Raw genomic sequence first — 15,345 nt, 5'->3', positions numbered from 1 at the left:
GCATGTATGGGTGCATTTCATGAAGCGGAGGTTGCATGCGCGACAAGCCATGCAGCTACCGCGTCGGGGTGTTCCAGATGAAGATGATGTCCGCCTCGCATGGACGTGACCGCTATGCGGGGTACAAGCGCAGCACGCGCGCTCATCAGGGTATCGGGCAGATACGGCGTGGTGGGCTGAGCCAGTAATAACGCCGTGGGTGCGTCAATGCCGCTGAGCAATGCACGGATCTGACCTTCGGCCAGACGTACGGCACTCGGACGCGTCAAGCGTGGATCGCTGCGCCAGCGGTATCCGCCGTCTACTGCCTTGAGTCCCCGCTCGACAATGGGGTGGGCCAAGTCCGCACGCAATCCACTGGCCATGGTGCGCGCACTGATCGCTTGTTCAATGCTTTCAAAAATACGCATCGATTTGCCGCTACCCGAATTCCCGGCAAACGCCTTGCGAAACCGTTGCAAGGTCTCCGATCCATCATCGCCGAGCGGCCCCAGCCCTTCGATAAGGTAGAGCCGATCCATGCGTTGCGGTGTAGCGGCTGCGGCCAGCGAAGCAATGCCCGCGCCGAGTGAGTGGCCAAGCAGGCTGTAGCGTTCCAGTTCCAGTGCGTCGGCGGCGCTCAGCACGGCGCTGACGTAGTCGACATAGTGGTAGCTGATGCCGGCCGGCAAATGGCTGGAATGCCCGTGGCCAGGCAGTTCCAGTGCAATCAGCCGAAAATGTTCGGCCAGTCTCGGCGCCAGAAAGGCGAAGCTGCCGGCATTGTCCAGCCAACCATGCAGGGCCAGCAGTGGCGGGGCGTCCGGTTCACCCCAGATCAGGGCGGTAAGCGAGAGGTGCGGAGAAAGCGCGATACGTTGTTCGCTTGGCGCCCTCGAATGGGTCGGCGCGTTCATCGTGCCTGACTCGTAGAAAACTCCGGCCAGCCCTGTGTATGGCGAAAGATCAATGCGGAAAGACTCGCAACCTGGTCTTCACTGTCATTGAGTGCAGGGATGTAGCGCAGGGACTCGCCACCGGATTCCAAGAAAAAATCACGGTTCTGCATGGCGATTTCTTCCAGGGTTTCCAGGCAATCCACGGCAAAGCCGGGGCAGGCGACATCGAGCCGTTTGATGCCTTCGCTTGCCAGGCGTTTTACCGTCTCGTCGGTGTAGGGCAGCAGCCAGGGTTCGCGTCCCACGCGTGACTGGAAACTCACTGCGAGCCGCGATTCATCCAGACCCAACCGCGTGCGTAGCAAGCGTGCGGTGGCGTGGCATTGATGAAAATACGGATCTCCCGCAGCCACGTAACGTTGCGGAATGCCGTGGAACGACAGCAGCAATTTGTCGCCCCGCCCGTTTGTGGCCCACCAGCGTTCGATCGAGACAGCCAGCGCTTCGATATGGGCAGGGTCGTCGTGGTAATCGTTGACGATGCGCAGTTCCGGCGGCCAGCGCAGCTGTTTAAGCGTGTCCGCGACAGCGTCGATCACCGAACCCGATGAGGTGGCCGAGTATTGCGGATACAACGGCAGAATCAACAGTCGCCGTACGCCTTCGCGCTGCATCTGCTGGATTTGCGCGCGCACGGAAGGTTCGCCGTAACGCATGGCCAAAGCGACTTGCACGGGGCCGCGCGCCATGTTGCCCAGGCGAGTCTGCAGCTTGCTGGCGAGTTTTTCCGAGCCGCTGCGCAGCGGTGAGCCCTCGGCTGTCCAGACGCGCGCATAGGCATGCGCCGACCTGGCCGGTCGGATGCGCAGGATGACGCCATGCAGGATCAGCCACCACAGCCAGCGGGGATACTCGATCACCCGTGGGTCGCCCAGGAACTCGGCCAGATAGGGGCGCAGGGCACGTGCGGTCGGCGCATCCGGGGTGCCGAGATTCACCAGCAATACGCCGGCGCGTCCCGGTTGCTCATAAGATTGGCCGCCTAGGCCGATATAGGGGCTGTGAGGCATGGTGGCTCAGAACTCGTTTGTCTGAATAGCAGGCGCAGTCTGCCATATGGCATTGCGCATCGCGCCGGTATGATTAGCCAGGGTGCATGATCGACTTTCAGAATCAACTGGAGCTACCTATGTTCAAAGCATTGCGTCGCCTTTCGCTGATCGCCTTTGCGCTGTTGCTGCCCATCGCCGCTGCGCATGCCGATGACGATTCCCCGCTGGCGCGCGCGCAGAACGCGGTGCGTGTGCTCAATGAAATCGAGCAGGCGCCGGACAAGTCCATTCCCACGGATCTGTTGCGGGACGCCAGGGCCATCGCCGTGATCCCGGACGTGCTCAAGGTGGGCTTTGTGTTTGGTGGCCGCCGCGGCGAGGGCCTGATTTCGGTGAAGATGCCGAACGGTAGCTGGTCCAATCCCAGCTTCATCAGCTTCGGGGGCGGCAGTGTAGGTTTTCAGATCGGCGTGTCCAAGACCGATGTGATCCTGGTCTTTCGCACGCAGCGCGGCGTGGACTCCATTGTCAACGGCAAGTTCACGATCGGCGCGGACGCCTCTGCGGCGGCTGGCCCGGTGGGCCGTACCGCATCGGCAGCGACCGATCAGCAGCTGAAGGCGGAAATCTATTCGTATTCGCGCGCCAGGGGGCTATTCGCCGGGGTGGCGCTGGATGGCTCGGTGCTGAAGATCGATTACGACGCCAACGCCCAGGTCTACGGGGCGGGTATCACGCCACGGCGCATTTTCGAAGGCGGCGTAAGCAACGTTCCGGCACCGGTCGTGCGCTTTCGCGATGCGCTTGAGGAGTACACTGCACGCTGATACGGAATGCCGGCGCCTGCATCTGCGCGGGCGCAGACGGCGAACTCCGCCACGAGGTTCTCATGGGTTTGGACAGTATTTGGCATTGGGCGATCCTGCTCGTCATCATCCTGTTGGTATTCGGTACCGGTAAATTGACACGGGTCGGCTCCGACCTCGGCAATGCCGTGCGCGGCTTCAAGAAAGCCATGCATGGCGATGAAGAGGAAGAAAAGCGCAAGGCGCAGGAAAAGCTGCAGGCCGATCCGGAGGCACCGGTCACCGGCAACACGACCAGCCAGCAGCGCGACGCCAACGAATCGAAGTAAGCCATGATCGAGATCAGCCTCGGCAAGTTGGTGTTGCTGGCGCTGGTCGCCCTGATCGTGCTGGGCCCCGAAAAGCTGCCACACGCCGCACGCACCGCCGGCGCCCTGGTGCGCCGCTTGCGCATGGGATGGGAAAGCGTCCGCGCGGAAGTCGAGCGTGAGCTGGAAATCGAGGAGCTCAAGCGCACTGCGCGTGAAGCGGCGGCGCGTGCCGAGGCCCTGCAAGCGGATATGAACAAGGCGGCGCGCGAGACACGCGAGCACGTGGCGGCGACCACCACCGAAATACACGACAGCGTGACGGACCTGCAACACACATCCGGCCAGATCACCACGCCGGAGGAAGCACCCCATGGCGGCTCCTGAGCCTGAACCCGATTTCGACCTGCAGCAGGGTCTGTTTTCGCATCTGATTGAACTGCGTTCGCGACTGATCAAGGCGGTCCTGGCACTGGCTGTCGTCCTGGCCGTGCTGGTTCCTTTCGCGAACCGTTTGTATGCGTGGCTCGCGGCGCCGCTGGTATCGCGTCTTCCGCACGGCGCTCACCTCATCGCGACGGAAGTCGCCAGCCCTTTCATCACGCCGCTGAAGTTGGCGTTCTACGCCGCGTTGTTCATCAGCATGCCGGTAATCCTTTATCAGCTGTGGGCGTTTGTCAGCCCCGGCTTGTACAAGCACGAAAAGCGGCTGGCGCGGCCTCTGCTGATCGCCGCGCTCGCGTTGTTCTATACCGGCTGTGCGTTTGCCTATTTCCTGGTCTTGCCAGCGGCCTTCCGCTTCCTCACCGCCGTCACGCCGCAAGGCGTGGAAATGATGACGGACATCACGCACTACCTCGATTTCGTGATGCTGATGTTCTTCGCCTTCGGCCTGTGTTTCGAAGTACCGGTTGCGGTCGTGATACTGGCGGCAGTCGGCATCGTCGATCTCGACAAGCTGCGCAAGGGGCGTCGCTATGCCATGGTTGGTGCGTTCGCCATCGCGGCGGTGGTGACGCCGCCTGATATCACATCGATGATCATGCTTGCTGTTCCGATGTGCCTGCTTTACGAATTGGGTGTGTTCGCGGTGCGTTGGTTGCTCAAGCCGAATGTATCTGAAGCCCCTTCGCACTGATGATGAATCCGCTTAAATCTTCCCGTCTTCCCGAGCCTGCTGCCGATGAGCTCGCCCATTCGGAGCGCTTGCTGCAGCACCTGCGCGACATGATCGCTACGCAAGGGCCGCTGCCGTTTTCGCAATACATGGAACGCTGCCTGTACGCGCCTGGCCTGGGCTATTACAGCGCCGGGAAAACCAAGTTCGGCGAGGCGGGCGACTTCGTCACTGCGCCGGAGTTGGGTGATCTGTTTGCGCGCTGCGTGGTACGCGCGGTCGAACCGGTCATGCGAATGCTGGGTGAGGAGGCGGAGTTCCTCGAATTGGGCGGTGGCAGTGGTGCCTTTGCCGAAGCTGCCATCACGGCGTTTTCGAAAGCCAATCGATTGCCGCGCCGTTATTTGATCCTCGAGCCCAGTGCCGATTTGCGTGAGCGGCAGCGTCAGCGGTTGGCGGCGGTGCTCTCGCCGGATGTGATGCGCCGCGTGCAGTGGATCGATCGTCCGCCGGAGGAGCATTGGCGCGGCGTGTTGTTTGCCAACGAAGTGATCGATGCATTGCCCACCACGCGATTCGTGATTCGCCAAGGTGAGGTCTACGAAGAGCATGTCGCCTTGGATGGCGAAGGTCGTCTGCTGCGCGTGGACCGTCCGACGGATGTGCTCGTGACTGGCGCCGTGCGGCAGGTGGAACGGGATCTTGGCCGTTCCTTCGAAGAAGGGTATCGCTCGGAAATCCTGCCGCAGTTGCCGTACTGGATTCAGGCCATTGCCGCGACTCTCGATGCGGGGCTGATGCTCTTTATCGATTACGGTTACGTGCGGCGTGAGTTCTATCTACCGGAACGGCAGGACGGCACCTTGATGGCCCACTATCGCCATCGCGCGCACAACGATCCGCTGCATCTGCCTGGCTTGAACGACCTTACCGCATCGGTGGATTTCACTGCCCTGGCTGAAGCCGGCCATAGCGCCGGATTTGGCGTGGCGGCCTACCTTCCGCAGGCACAATTTCTGATTGCCGCCGGTTTGCAGGACGTTTTTGAGCACGCTTATGAGCAAGCTTCGGATGACGTGGCACGCCACCGTTTGGCGCAGCAGGTGAAAAAGCTCACGCTGCCGGACCAGATGGGCGAACGTTTCCAGGCCATGGTGTTGGCACGAGGGCTTTCGCCTTTGCCGTTGCCCGCGGAGCTGCTTGCGGCGGATCAAGGCAAACGTCTGTAATGAATCGTCCGGCTTTGTTCGTCATTCCCACGAAAGCGGGAAGCCGTTGTTGCCCACATTCTGCTAAGGATCAAGCAGGCTTTATGTTGGCTATGGCTTGCACGCGCGCTTTTTCCATCGCGGCCCCAATGGCCGGACCCTGCAGGCCTTGCGCCACGAAGGGCGCGGAGGTGATGGACGCAGCGGCCTCGCGTGCACGGCTTAGCCAGGCTGCTTGCGGATAGTCATCCTGCTCGTGACCGAGGCGCCCGCGTTTGTCGGCTGTGCAAGCGATAAGAAAAGTATGAAGCCGTTCGGGCCGGCGTAGTGCATCGAGTGCGATCAGCAGCTTCAGCACCGTGGCAGGTTTCAGTTCGAAGGCGCGATGGGCGTTGAGATGTTCGCGGCAAACCAGTTCCGCGAGTTCGGCATAGTCGGTGGGAACTTTCAGGCGTGCCGCTAAAGCACGCAGTGGCTTGACGCCGCGATGTTCATGTCCGACATGACGCGGCAGTTCGTCCTTCGGCGTGAGCGCTTTGCCCAGATCGTGAGTCAGCGCGCAGAATCCGACCAGATCGTTGCCAGGCGCCAACTTGGCAGCCATGTCCAGCACCATTTCCTGATGCACGCCGGTGTCGATCTCAGGGTGAAATTCCGCGCGTTGCGGCACGCCGTATAAAGCGTCGATTTCCGGGAACAGTACGGCCAGGGCATCTGCTTCGCGCAGGACATGCAGGAAGGCAGACGGCTGTGCTTCGCTCAGCGCTTTGCGGGTTTCTGCCCACACACGTTCGGGTACGAGATGATCGACTTCGCCCTCACGAACCATTTGCTGTAGCAATGCCATGGTCTCTTCGGCGACGGTGAAACCGAGCGGTGCAAAGCGTGCGGCGAAACGCGCCACGCGCAGCAAACGTACCGGGTCTTCCACGAAGGCGGGCGACACATGCCGCAGCACGCGCTGTTCCAGGTCGCGCACGCCGCCGTAAGGGTCGACCAGCGTGCCCTGTTCGTCTTCGGCGATGGCGTTGATGGTGAGGTCGCGCCGGGCGAGGTCTTGTTCCAGCGTCACCTCGGGGTCGGCCTGGAAAGCGAAACCGTGATAGCCGCGACCGGTTTTGCGTTCGGTGCGTGCCAGCGCATATTCCTCGCCGGTTTCAGGATGCAGGAAAACCGGAAAATCCCGGCCGACAGGGCGATAGCCCAGTGCAAGCATCTGTTCCGGTTGCGCACCGACCACTACGTGATCGCGGTCGATCACGGGGCGTCCCAATAATTTATCGCGGACCGCGCCGCCGACCAGAAATATGCGCATGGCATTCATTGTGCCATGCCGGCCGCTAAAGCTTGTTCAGTGCCCGCCGGAGCAAAGCGGATTCGTATAGCGCTTCAATGATGGCGAAAGGTCTGTCTCGCCACATTGAGCCGCCGTTGGCGTGGTAATCCTTGCACCAGTTGCGACAGCGAGGTGGTGAAGGAGTGCGGTGCGATGCCGAGCGTGGCGTAGCCGTCCACCTTGCCGACTGAATCCGTGCGCAAGGAAAGAAAGTTGTCCGTCGAAAAAGGCTTTCCAGGCAGTAGGCCGGCAATGTGAGCCTGCATGCGGCCAAGACTGTCGGGCAAGGCGAGGATACGTGTGTGCAGTTCGGCGGCATCGCGAATCGCGTGCACGATCTCGCCCAGCGTCAGTACTTCCGGGCCATACAGTTCAAACGAACGGTATGCAGACAGCTTGTCGTTGGCGACGCAACGCGCAATCGCTTCCGTGACATCGCCTACGTAGGTGGGCGCAAGCCGCGATGATGCGCGTGCCAGCGGCAACACCGGCGTGCGCCGGAGCAGGGCGGCGAAGCGCGTCACCAGCCCATCGCCGGGTCCGAAGATCACGCTGGGCTGGTAGATCGTCCAGGTCAACGACGATGCTTTCACCCGTGTTTCCGCTTCGCCCCGTGTCTTTAGATATTGCGACAGGCCCTGGCCTGCTTTCAGCGAACTCATCTGGTGCAGGCGCGTCACCCCGGTGGTTTTGCAGACGCCGATCAATCGCTGGGTCAGTTCCACATGTGCCCGCTGGAACGTGTGGCGCCCGCTGTTGTTGAGAATGCCGATGAGGTTGATGACGGTATCAGCACCCTCGCAGTGACGGCGCAATACAGCGTCGTCGTAGACGTCCGCGCTGCGGATCGCGACATTCGGCAAGACGGCCAGCGCGCGACGCTGCTCGCGGTTGCGGGAAAGCAGCGTGAGCTGATGTCCATCCGCGACCAGGCGAGGCACGAGATAGCTGCCGACGAAGCCGGTTCCTCCGAGTACGACGATGCGCTGGATGGTCATGACGAAACTCTCCGCTAGTGCGCCTTTTCCTTGATGCCTGTGGTGTGGGGCGACGATGCTTGGTGCGAAGAAACGGTGGAAGAGGCAGGTGCCGGCGTGGTGGCCGCCGTCTCGATCGGCGCAGGGCAGGTGAGGGTCTTGTGCGTGTTCGGTGGATCCACGGGACTATACGGCTGCCCGATGGGTGGCATGCGGGTCGACATCGGTGCAGCGGTGCCATGCAGGCGCCAGTCGTAGATGACGCTGTAATACATCGCACGCGCGACATATTCGCGCGTTTCCTTGAAGGGAATGGTTGCGACGAACAAGTCGGGCGGCAACGTTCCCCGTGCATCCAGCCATTGACGCACGCGGGCAGCGCCGGCGTTATAGGCGGCGCTGGTGAGCCACGGCGATCCATCGAAACGTTCTGCCATCTGTGCCAGGTAGCGGGTGCCGAGTTCGATGTTGACGTCAGGATCGTACAAGCTATTTCCGCCGTGCCAGGGCAGGCCGTTACGGCGTGCGACTTGCGCAGCGGTGTCGGGCAGCAATTGCATCAACCCGCGTGCATCGGCGCCCGATTGGGCATCTGTCATCCACGCGCTCTCGACCCGCAAAATGCCATATGCCCAGGAGGGATCGATGCCTGCCTGCCTGGCTTGCGCGGCGAGGCCATACGGGCGGGCAAGTGGAAAGCGAAGTGTGTAATAGCTCAACGCATCGCCGTGATTGAAAGCGAAGATGGCGCGGTCGTACCAGCCGCGTTGGTTGGCGAGGATGACAGCTTGCTGCATCGTCGTCGCGTCTGCATTGGCCAACGCCTGATTCCATTCGCGTCGCGCTTGCCTGAGCATGCCTACGGCAAAAAATTCGAAGGCGCGCTGGATGCCGGGTATCGCCAGCACCGCTTGCTGGTCTTGCGCATTGGCAGCGAGTGACGAGCTGCACAGCGCGTACGGCACATCCTGTTCATCGGCGGCGAGGTAACCGAAGTAGCTGGATTGGTCGGCAAGATTCGCATACGCGCGTTTCGCATCGTCGGAGCGCCCCAGCTCATTCAATGCGCGTGCGCGAAAATACTGCCATTCGTCTTCCTGCTGTTGTTGCGCCGGCATGGCATCGATGGCGGCGAGCACTTGGGACCAGTTTTCCTGAGCCAGCGCCACGCGCACGCGCCATTCGCGGCTTACCGGCGTTTGCGCGGCGGCGGGAAGGTCGATCAGCCTGGTCAATGCTTCGCTGTCGAAATCTGTCGCGTGGAAGACGGCTAACGCGTTCAGCACGCGATCGCGTTGTTCCGGCGTGAAGTGGAACTGGCTTTGCAGTGTTTGCCAGGCCGTGTCGGCCATATCCGATTGACGGCGCGCCAGGCGGACGAGCGCAAGCGTGGCCGCTTCGCGCGAAGGGGCGGTATCGGGCCATTGTTTCGCTGCCAGCACGGCCCCGGCGGGATCGCTGAGGGCCAGCGCCAGGTTCTGTGCGTCGGGCCGGTCGGCGGAAGGCAGCCATTGCACCATATCGCTGACGGTGTCCCCTTTGCCGGCATTCACAGCGGTGTTAATGCGCGCCCACACGCGCGCCGGTGTCAGCAGGCCCTGGTCGGAAGCGGCCTGCAGCACTGGATCGCAGGCGGAGGGAAGCGATGGCTGCGTCCACAGCGGGGCGAGGTCACGATCGAAATCCAGCCGGGCGCCACCGGCCAGCTGCGCCTGCAAGGCATCACAGGCGAGTGGGCTGCCCAGGCCCGGCTGATACATCGCCACGAAATCGGTCCAGTCCTGGCGTCGCGCCAGCTCCTGCAGGAAATGGCGGCGCAGGTCGTTGGCCGGGATCAGGTCCGGGTATTGCCGCAGATAAGCCTCGACCGTGGGTCGATTCACCTGCTGAATGTCGTGCTCCAGCGAAGCGGCCTGCAAGTAGGGATACAGCGGGTAATGCCGTAAACCCTGCGCCAGGGCGCGCCAGCGGTCACCACCCTGGCTGGCGGCGACATACGCCTGTTTGAAAGCGGCGCGCTGCGTCGCGAGGGTGGATGCATCTGTTTGCGCAGCGACTGTTCCCACCAGCATCCAGCCGGTGACGATCATCAACAGGCGGCGGCCGAAACGCGTTACGACGTGCGAGGCCATGGCAACTCCGAATCCAACAAGCGTGGTCTGCGAAGTTTAATTGAGGTTTTCAGCGGCTCTGTGCTGGTTGCTGAATTGATCATTCAGTGGATGAACGGAAGTGGGCTGGACGGGTTGCCGTCCGCAGTCCACGTTCCGCGACTAATTCCTACACGCAGTATCGGTCAAAGCCTGACAGACGACAGCGGGTATGGCATGGGATGTTCTGTACGTCGGGCGTGGCCTCTGCTGTGGGTATCGCAACACGCCCGACGTATGTAGTGAAGCGCGGACCGCATGGGCGTAGGACCCCACACGGTCCGCTAACCAAACCAACCTAAACAGGAAGTTGATATGGCTACGCCTGATCATACGGCACTCGCGCATCTGTGCGTCCCTCACGTGCCAACTCTGAAGCGCTTCACTGCCATGCTGCTTGCATGGCCTCAGGCTTTTGCGGGCACGTAGTCAGTTTCGTCATCAGCGAATTCTGACAACGATGCAGGGTTTCGGCCCTGTGCCCACCACGTCGCGTGCAAGGCGCGGCGTGGCCTGATGATGGAGTGATCAATGAGCACTTTTTCTCCTTTCCCTTTTGAGTCGTATCCCTACCGGTTGTCTGAAGACGGCCATGTGAAATTGCAGGACTTGCGCGAACAGCTGTTCTTTTTACGCGCGCTCACCCTGGTCGAAACAGAAGAGGAAGAGAGTCGCCTTCTGGAAATACGGCGCTCTCTGCTTGGCGATTGTTTCGAGCGGCTTGCGCTGCAGGTGGAAGGGGTGTTGGTGGAGGTGAGGTCGCAAGACACCGATTTCCAACCTCGTTGAAGGGTTGGCCAAGGGACGTTCACGGTGAACCGACGCGTGACGTCGTAGTCCCAACGCTGGGCGGTAAGAAACAGGGAGCGCCGTGGCGTTCGCTCACCTGCGCTTTTCGGGGCGGGTGAGCAAACCGGCGAAAGGCATTCCCACGGCCTGCTAAGCTTGCCCATTTCCGCCGTATCGCTTACGGGATCTGCAATGCCGTCACCGCCCAAACACGCCGCCCATTACGGACTTGCCTGGCTGGCGTTGATACTCGCGACGCTGGCCGGCTTGACCTGGTGGTGGAATATCGGGCGGCCGGTCAATCTGCCTGATGCGCCTTCTGCGCGCATCGCCTGCGTGTCCTACGCACCGTTCCGCAAACCTGGCGAAACACCGTACAACCCGCACTTCACCATCACGCCAGCGCAGATCGACGAAGACCTGCGTGCGCTGTCGCAGCGTGTCGATTGTGTGCGGACGTATTCGCAGGGCAATGGACTTGCCGCTGTGCCGGCGATTGCTGAGCGCTATCACATGCAGGTGTTGATGGGCATCTGGCTCGGCGTGGTCGCGAAAAGCAACGAGAAGGAGATCGAGCAGGGCATCGCGACGGCGAAGGCGCATCCTAAGGCGATCCGCGGCATCATCGTCGGCAATGAAGTATTGCTGCGCGGCGACTTGTCGCCCAAGCGCCTGGCCGAATACATCCGCCGCGTGCGCGCGGCGGTGCCGTCGACGATTCCGGTTTCCTATGCGGACGTGTGGGAGTACTGGCTGCGCTATCCGCAGATGGCGGATGTGGTGGATTTCGTGACCATCCACATTCTGCCGTATTGGGAAAACGATCCGGTTCCCGCTGCCGATGCGGTTCGTCATGTGGAGAGCGTCTACGCGCGGATGCAGCACGCGTTCCCTGGTAAGCAGATCATGATCGGGGAAACCGGCTGGCCCAGCGCGGGACGCTTGCGACGCGCGGCCGAGCCGAGCCTGGTGGACGAAGCCTTGTATCTGCGCTCTTTCCTGCGTTATGCGGCGTCCGTGCATATGCCGTACAACGTGATCGAAGCCTTCGATCAACCCTGGAAGCGCGCACAGGAGGGCACGGTCGGTGGCTACTGGGGCATCTTCGATTCCTGGGCGCGGCCAAAATTTCCCATGCTCGGCCCGGTGACCGAAGACCCGCACTGGTGGCTTGGATGGCTGGCGGGGGCGGCAGGCGCGGCGTTGTTTGCGGCAGTCGGCGGTTGGCGACGGCGCTGGCATCGCGTGAACGGTTGGCTCGCCCTGGTATCGGCGGGCATCGCAGCCGGTACATCGGCAGCCTGGCAGTTTCGGCAAATGACGTTTGCCTGTGCGTGGGTCTGGGAATGGACGCTGTCTTCAGCCTGCCTGGTCGGTGCGGTGGCTCTCGCCGCCGTGTTGGCGCGACGCATCGCCGCGTATCTGGCGCATGCTGAAGAGCACAGCGAGCCGAGGGCCTGGTGGTGTTTCGGGGCGCTCTTCGGGCTGGTGCTGTACGACATCCTGATGGCCTTCGATGGCCGCTATCTCGACTTTCCGATGGGGCTGTTCGCGTTGCCGTGTGTCGCCTATGGCGTGCTTGGCTTGCTGTGGCGCCATGCATCGATGCCATCGGCGGAACAGCGCTTTCTCGCCTGCGCCGGTCTCTTGCTTGGCGTCGTACCCGTCGTGCAGGAGATGGGCATGAACAAGGTAGCGTGGCTATGGCTGGCCATGAATGTAGCGATCGCGGCGCCCGTGCTAGCGAGTTGGCGTCGCCATGCGATTCGCTTGCAATCGCAGCAGGCGTAAGCAGCCAATGAGCAGCGCCGCGGCGCCTGCGTAATAGCAGTACAGCGTGACGGCGAACAGGCCAAGCGCCGCGGCAAGCCACGCTACTGCAGGCTTCTTGAGGAACAGCGCTAACACCGTGGCAGCGATGGCCGCCACACCGTAGCTGTAGCTGTTGAAGCCGATTACCAGCCAATGGCGCAGACCGCACCATGCGGGAATATTGCCGTCGTCGCAGCGATGCGCGAGGGCTGGCGGCTCGATGAAGCTATAGCGCAGCCATGCTGACAGCAATCCGACCACGATGATCAGCAACCATGGCAGAAGGACGGGAATCAGGCGCTTGACGGTCATGGGTGCTTTTTGACAGAAGTGGAGGGGAGCTGGATTTCGGCGGCGAGGGCAAGATGATCGGAGAATGCCTGTGGCAACGTCCAGATTTTCTCGATCTGCACATCCGATGAAACCAGGATGTGATCGAGCGCTCGCCGCGGCTTCCAGCTCGGAAACGTGGGCACCGGCTGTACCGGCGGTTGCAGGCTGCAGCGCGCGAAGAGATGGCGCATTTCGGGGCTGTGTGCATCGGTGTTGAGGTCGCCCATCAGTACCGCATGCGGATGATCCTGCAACACCTCGGCGATGAAACCGAGTTGTTTTGCGCGCGCCTGCGCGCTGAGTGATAGATGCGCAACCATCACTACCAGCCCGTCGGCGTCGTCACCGAAGCGCGCCATCAAGGCGCCGCGGCCGGGGATGCGGCTGGGCAACGGGTAATCGATCACGGCGCGTGGTTCAAGGCGACAGATCAGTCCATTGGCCGTGTGCGAAATCTGGGCGAGCGGCCGGTTGGGCTGGTGGCTCCAGAACGGCATGCCGGATGTTTCGGCGAGATAGCGGGTCTGATTGAGAAAGCCCGAACGCAGGCTCCCGGCATCTGCTTCCTGCAGGCCGATCACATCGAATTGCGGCAGCAACTCGGCGAGGCGGTCAAGATTATCGAGCTTGCTGCGTCCAGGCAGCATCGCGTTGATGCTGCGGGTGACGTATTGCCGATACTTCTGCACGCTGGCCCCCGCCAGGATGTTGCAGCTCAGAAGACGCAGCCGTTGATGCTTGGCAGGGGCACGGGTCATGAGACGGACGTTACACGCGTTGGGAGGGCTGACGGAGTCCGGAAGGCAGGCATGATGCCCGCAAAACTCGGGAAAAGTGTTGCGCTTGCGTTGTGCGCCTTATGTCGAGAACCCCGGCGCAAGCGCGAACCACACCCACAAAACCACGAAGACTTGGCCAACTTTCCTGCGTGTTCGGTGATGCGGCCGTCATCAGCCGCATCACCGGCTTGATTACTTGTTCTTTGCGTGCAGCTCTTGCTGCACCAGCCATTTCGTCAGGTCGACCAGCTGCGGGAACGTGCTGATGTTGGCGCTGCGGTATTTGCCATCGACGACGATGGTCGGCGTCCCGTCGACGCCCCAGCTCTGGATCAGGGCAAGATCTTTCTTGATCTGCGCGTCCACTTCCGGCGAGTTGGCGATCTTCAGGAATTCATCGCGGTTCGCGCCGTGTGCGGCATAGAAGTCCGCGATTTCACTCATGGAATTGATCGGGTACTGGTCGCGGAACTTGGCCTGGAAAAGCACATCGTGCGTCTGTTGCACCAGTCCCAGTTTCTTGGCGGCGTAGTAGGCGCGGGCGAACGGCACCCAGCTGTCATTGAACGGTGCCGGCACCAGCTTGAAATCCACGCCCGGCGGCAGCGACTTGCGCAACTCATCGGCGTAGGGCGCGAATTCCGCGCAATGAATGCAGGCGTAAGAGAACACTTCAACCACTTCGACCTTGCCGGCATTGCTGTCGCGGTGATACGGCGCGGGCAGGGTTATGTATTGGTTGCCGTTGGTAAACGGGGCCTTGGCGGATGCATCGGGACTGGCGGCACTGCATGCGGTGGTCAGCAGCAAACCACACAGCAGGGCGGTGAGACGGAATCGGGCGGTCTTGTACATGATCTTCCTACGTTCTGGCTTATTTGCCGGCGGCTTCCTTGGCGACGAGCCACTTGGTCAGCTCGATCGACTGGGCGTATCCGCCCGCGTCCCCCGGCGTGAAACGGTATTTGCCGTTGACGATGATCGTCGGCGTGGCGTCGACGCCATAGGCCTTCACCATATCGTCGGCGCGTTTCATTTGCGTGTTGACGCTGAAAGAGTTGGCCACGGCGACGAATTGCTTCGGATCCACGCCGTATTTAGCGTAGAACTTGGCGATGTCCTCGATCGTCGGCCATGCGGACTGCGGCTTCGGACGTCCCGTGGTGAGGTCATCGGAAGCGAGCTCGCCGCTCTTCCAGACCGCGTCGAACATGGCGTCATAGGTCTTGTCCGCCACGCCCATCGCCTTGGCGGCGAAATACGCGCGCTGGAACAGCGGGAAGTTTTCGTCGGGACGGAACGAGACCGGCAGATAGGTCATCTCGGCATTGGAGGGCAGGCTTTCCGCCAGTTGATCCGCCGTGGTGTGGAAGGCGTTACAAGCTGGGCAGGCGAAGGAGAACGCCTCGGTCACCACGATCTTGTCGGGATTGCTGGTGGGCTGCTGTGGCTGGATCAAGAAATAATTCTTGCCTTCGACCCATTTGCCGTTATCCACGAAGGGCTCAGCCGGAGCGGAAGGCTGCTTCTGTGCGGTCGTGGCGGCAGGGGCGGGCGTGGAGGTGCTGGATGTGGCGGCACTGGCCGGTGCGGTGGCGGTTGCCGCCGCTGCCGGTGTGGCGGCCGTGGCCGGTGTCGCTGGCGCGGATGTCGATGTCTGGGCCGGCGTGGGCTGCGGGGCAGTGCCGGGCGCGTTGTTGTGGCTACAGGCGGAAAGCGCGATCAACGCGGCACAGAGAAAGGACAAACGCTTCAGCATGGCTGGCCTCAGGATGGGGAAAACGGAAAAGCCTTGGACAA

The 15,345-nt window shown here is 61.8% G+C and carries 16 protein-coding genes; 7 read left to right on the top strand and 9 right to left on the bottom strand.

Annotated elements, in window-relative coordinates:
- Positions 1 to 17: 17 nt before the first annotated feature.
- A complete protein-coding gene (locus AC4HNJ_RS05260) occupies positions 18 to 896 on the bottom strand; it encodes an alpha/beta fold hydrolase (RefSeq protein ID WP_490478475.1) in 879 nt (292 codons plus the stop codon).
- A complete protein-coding gene (gene hemH, locus AC4HNJ_RS05255; protein WP_490478474.1) occupies positions 893 to 1,948 on the bottom strand; it encodes a ferrochelatase in 1,056 nt (351 codons plus the stop codon). The genes AC4HNJ_RS05260 and hemH overlap by 4 nt, the downstream gene beginning before the upstream one ends.
- A 119-nt stretch (positions 1,949 to 2,067) precedes the next feature.
- On the opposite strand from hemH, the gene AC4HNJ_RS05250 reads away from it, so the two are divergent.
- The 5 genes from AC4HNJ_RS05250 to AC4HNJ_RS05230 all read left to right on the top strand — a co-directional run bounded on the left by AC4HNJ_RS05250 (position 2,068) and on the right by AC4HNJ_RS05230 (position 5,390).
- Positions 2,068 to 2,757, top strand: a complete 690-nt coding sequence (locus AC4HNJ_RS05250) for a lipid-binding SYLF domain-containing protein (protein ID WP_490478576.1) — start codon at positions 2,068 to 2,070, stop codon at positions 2,755 to 2,757.
- A gap of 62 nt (positions 2,758 to 2,819) precedes the next feature.
- Positions 2,820 to 3,065 (top strand): Sec-independent protein translocase subunit TatA, encoded by a 246-nt coding sequence (gene tatA / locus AC4HNJ_RS05245; RefSeq protein WP_490478473.1) that lies wholly within the window; start codon positions 2,820 to 2,822, stop codon positions 3,063 to 3,065.
- Positions 3,066 to 3,068: 3 nt separating this feature from the next.
- Positions 3,069 to 3,431, top strand: coding sequence for a Sec-independent protein translocase protein TatB (gene tatB, locus AC4HNJ_RS05240; RefSeq protein WP_490478472.1), 363 nt, complete (start codon positions 3,069 to 3,071; stop codon positions 3,429 to 3,431).
- Positions 3,418 to 4,182, top strand: coding sequence for a twin-arginine translocase subunit TatC (tatC, locus tag AC4HNJ_RS05235; protein WP_490478471.1), 765 nt, complete (start codon positions 3,418 to 3,420; stop codon positions 4,180 to 4,182). Before tatB ends, tatC begins: the two co-directional genes overlap by 14 nt.
- Positions 4,183 to 4,184: 2 nt before the next feature.
- Positions 4,185 to 5,390, top strand: a complete 1,206-nt coding sequence (locus tag AC4HNJ_RS05230) for a class I SAM-dependent methyltransferase (RefSeq protein ID WP_490478470.1) — start codon at positions 4,185 to 4,187, stop codon at positions 5,388 to 5,390.
- A gap of 70 nt (positions 5,391 to 5,460) precedes the next feature.
- Here the strand turns inward: AC4HNJ_RS05230 and AC4HNJ_RS05225 are convergent, their stop codons facing one another.
- The 3 genes from AC4HNJ_RS05225 to AC4HNJ_RS05215 form a co-directional block, all read right to left on the bottom strand.
- Positions 5,461 to 6,684, bottom strand: a complete 1,224-nt coding sequence (locus AC4HNJ_RS05225) for a multifunctional CCA addition/repair protein (protein ID WP_490478469.1) — start codon at positions 6,682 to 6,684, stop codon at positions 5,461 to 5,463.
- 74 nt (positions 6,685 to 6,758) lie between these two features.
- Positions 6,759 to 7,703, bottom strand: a complete 945-nt coding sequence (locus tag AC4HNJ_RS05220; RefSeq protein WP_490478468.1) for a complex I NDUFA9 subunit family protein — start codon at positions 7,701 to 7,703, stop codon at positions 6,759 to 6,761.
- A 14-nt stretch (positions 7,704 to 7,717) separates the two neighbouring features.
- Positions 7,718 to 9,814 carry a transglycosylase SLT domain-containing protein gene (locus AC4HNJ_RS05215; protein ID WP_490478467.1) on the bottom strand — a complete coding sequence of 699 codons (2,097 nt, stop codon included), beginning with the start codon at positions 9,812 to 9,814 and terminating at the stop codon, positions 7,718 to 7,720.
- Between the two features lie 549 nt (positions 9,815 to 10,363).
- On the opposite strand from AC4HNJ_RS05215, the gene AC4HNJ_RS05210 reads away from it, so the two are divergent.
- Together AC4HNJ_RS05210 and AC4HNJ_RS05205 are read left to right on the top strand one after the other, a co-directional pair.
- Positions 10,364 to 10,621, top strand: coding sequence for an XAC0095 family protein (locus tag AC4HNJ_RS05210; protein ID WP_490478466.1), 258 nt, complete (start codon positions 10,364 to 10,366; stop codon positions 10,619 to 10,621).
- A 192-nt stretch (positions 10,622 to 10,813) separates the two neighbouring features.
- Positions 10,814 to 12,412, top strand: coding sequence for a glycoside hydrolase family 17 protein (locus tag AC4HNJ_RS05205; RefSeq protein WP_490478465.1), 1,599 nt, complete (start codon positions 10,814 to 10,816; stop codon positions 12,410 to 12,412).
- On the opposite strand, the gene AC4HNJ_RS05200 is transcribed toward AC4HNJ_RS05205, so the two are convergent.
- From AC4HNJ_RS05200 to AC4HNJ_RS05185, 4 genes are all read right to left on the bottom strand, one after another.
- Positions 12,362 to 12,745, bottom strand: a complete 384-nt coding sequence (locus tag AC4HNJ_RS05200) for a hypothetical protein (protein ID WP_490478464.1) — start codon at positions 12,743 to 12,745, stop codon at positions 12,362 to 12,364. The two genes, AC4HNJ_RS05205 and AC4HNJ_RS05200, sit on opposite strands and share 51 nt — an antisense overlap.
- Complete coding sequence (locus tag AC4HNJ_RS05195; protein WP_490478463.1) at positions 12,742 to 13,524, bottom strand: endonuclease/exonuclease/phosphatase family protein; 783 nt, start codon at positions 13,522 to 13,524, stop codon at positions 12,742 to 12,744. Before AC4HNJ_RS05195 ends, AC4HNJ_RS05200 begins: the two co-directional genes overlap by 4 nt.
- Positions 13,525 to 13,737: 213 nt before the next feature.
- Positions 13,738 to 14,400: a thiol:disulfide interchange protein DsbA/DsbL gene (locus tag AC4HNJ_RS05190; protein WP_490478462.1), complete on the bottom strand. Its 663-nt coding sequence runs from the start codon at positions 14,398 to 14,400 to the stop codon at positions 13,738 to 13,740.
- A 19-nt stretch (positions 14,401 to 14,419) separates the two neighbouring features.
- Complete coding sequence (locus tag AC4HNJ_RS05185; protein ID WP_490478461.1) at positions 14,420 to 15,304, bottom strand: thiol:disulfide interchange protein DsbA/DsbL; 885 nt, start codon at positions 15,302 to 15,304, stop codon at positions 14,420 to 14,422.
- Positions 15,305 to 15,345 lie beyond the last annotated feature (41 nt).

The sequence above is a fragment of the Dyella sp. SYSU CM1112 genome, assembly GCF_058216415.1.
This window is presented reverse-complemented; position numbering and strand designations above follow the sequence as displayed.

Excerpts from the sequence above, each read along its gene's own strand:
- hemH (WP_490478474.1), bottom strand. The coding sequence starts at position 1,948 with ATGCCTCACAGCCCCTATATCGGCCTAGGCGGCCAATCTTATGAGCAA.
- AC4HNJ_RS05215 (WP_490478467.1), bottom strand. The coding sequence starts at position 9,814 with ATGGCCTCGCACGTCGTAACGCGTTTCGGCCGCCGCCTGTTGATGATC.
- AC4HNJ_RS05260 (WP_490478475.1), bottom strand. The coding sequence starts at position 896 with ATGAACGCGCCGACCCATTCGAGGGCGCCAAGCGAACAACGTATCGCG.
- AC4HNJ_RS05250 (WP_490478576.1), top strand. The coding sequence starts at position 2,068 with ATGTTCAAAGCATTGCGTCGCCTTTCGCTGATCGCCTTTGCGCTGTTG.
- tatA (WP_490478473.1), top strand. The coding sequence starts at position 2,820 with ATGGGTTTGGACAGTATTTGGCATTGGGCGATCCTGCTCGTCATCATC.
- AC4HNJ_RS05200 (WP_490478464.1), bottom strand. The coding sequence starts at position 12,745 with ATGACCGTCAAGCGCCTGATTCCCGTCCTTCTGCCATGGTTGCTGATC.
- AC4HNJ_RS05225 (WP_490478469.1), bottom strand. The coding sequence starts at position 6,684 with ATGCGCATATTTCTGGTCGGCGGCGCGGTCCGCGATAAATTATTGGGA.
- AC4HNJ_RS05230 (WP_490478470.1), top strand. The coding sequence starts at position 4,185 with ATGAATCCGCTTAAATCTTCCCGTCTTCCCGAGCCTGCTGCCGATGAG.
- AC4HNJ_RS05210 (WP_490478466.1), top strand. The coding sequence starts at position 10,364 with ATGAGCACTTTTTCTCCTTTCCCTTTTGAGTCGTATCCCTACCGGTTG.
- AC4HNJ_RS05185 (WP_490478461.1), bottom strand. The coding sequence starts at position 15,304 with ATGCTGAAGCGTTTGTCCTTTCTCTGTGCCGCGTTGATCGCGCTTTCC.
- tatB (WP_490478472.1), top strand. The coding sequence starts at position 3,069 with ATGATCGAGATCAGCCTCGGCAAGTTGGTGTTGCTGGCGCTGGTCGCC.
- AC4HNJ_RS05205 (WP_490478465.1), top strand. The coding sequence starts at position 10,814 with ATGCCGTCACCGCCCAAACACGCCGCCCATTACGGACTTGCCTGGCTG.
- tatC (WP_490478471.1), top strand. The coding sequence starts at position 3,418 with ATGGCGGCTCCTGAGCCTGAACCCGATTTCGACCTGCAGCAGGGTCTG.
- AC4HNJ_RS05195 (WP_490478463.1), bottom strand. The coding sequence starts at position 13,524 with ATGACCCGTGCCCCTGCCAAGCATCAACGGCTGCGTCTTCTGAGCTGC.
- AC4HNJ_RS05190 (WP_490478462.1), bottom strand. The coding sequence starts at position 14,400 with ATGTACAAGACCGCCCGATTCCGTCTCACCGCCCTGCTGTGTGGTTTG.
- AC4HNJ_RS05220 (WP_490478468.1), bottom strand. The coding sequence starts at position 7,703 with ATGACCATCCAGCGCATCGTCGTACTCGGAGGAACCGGCTTCGTCGGC.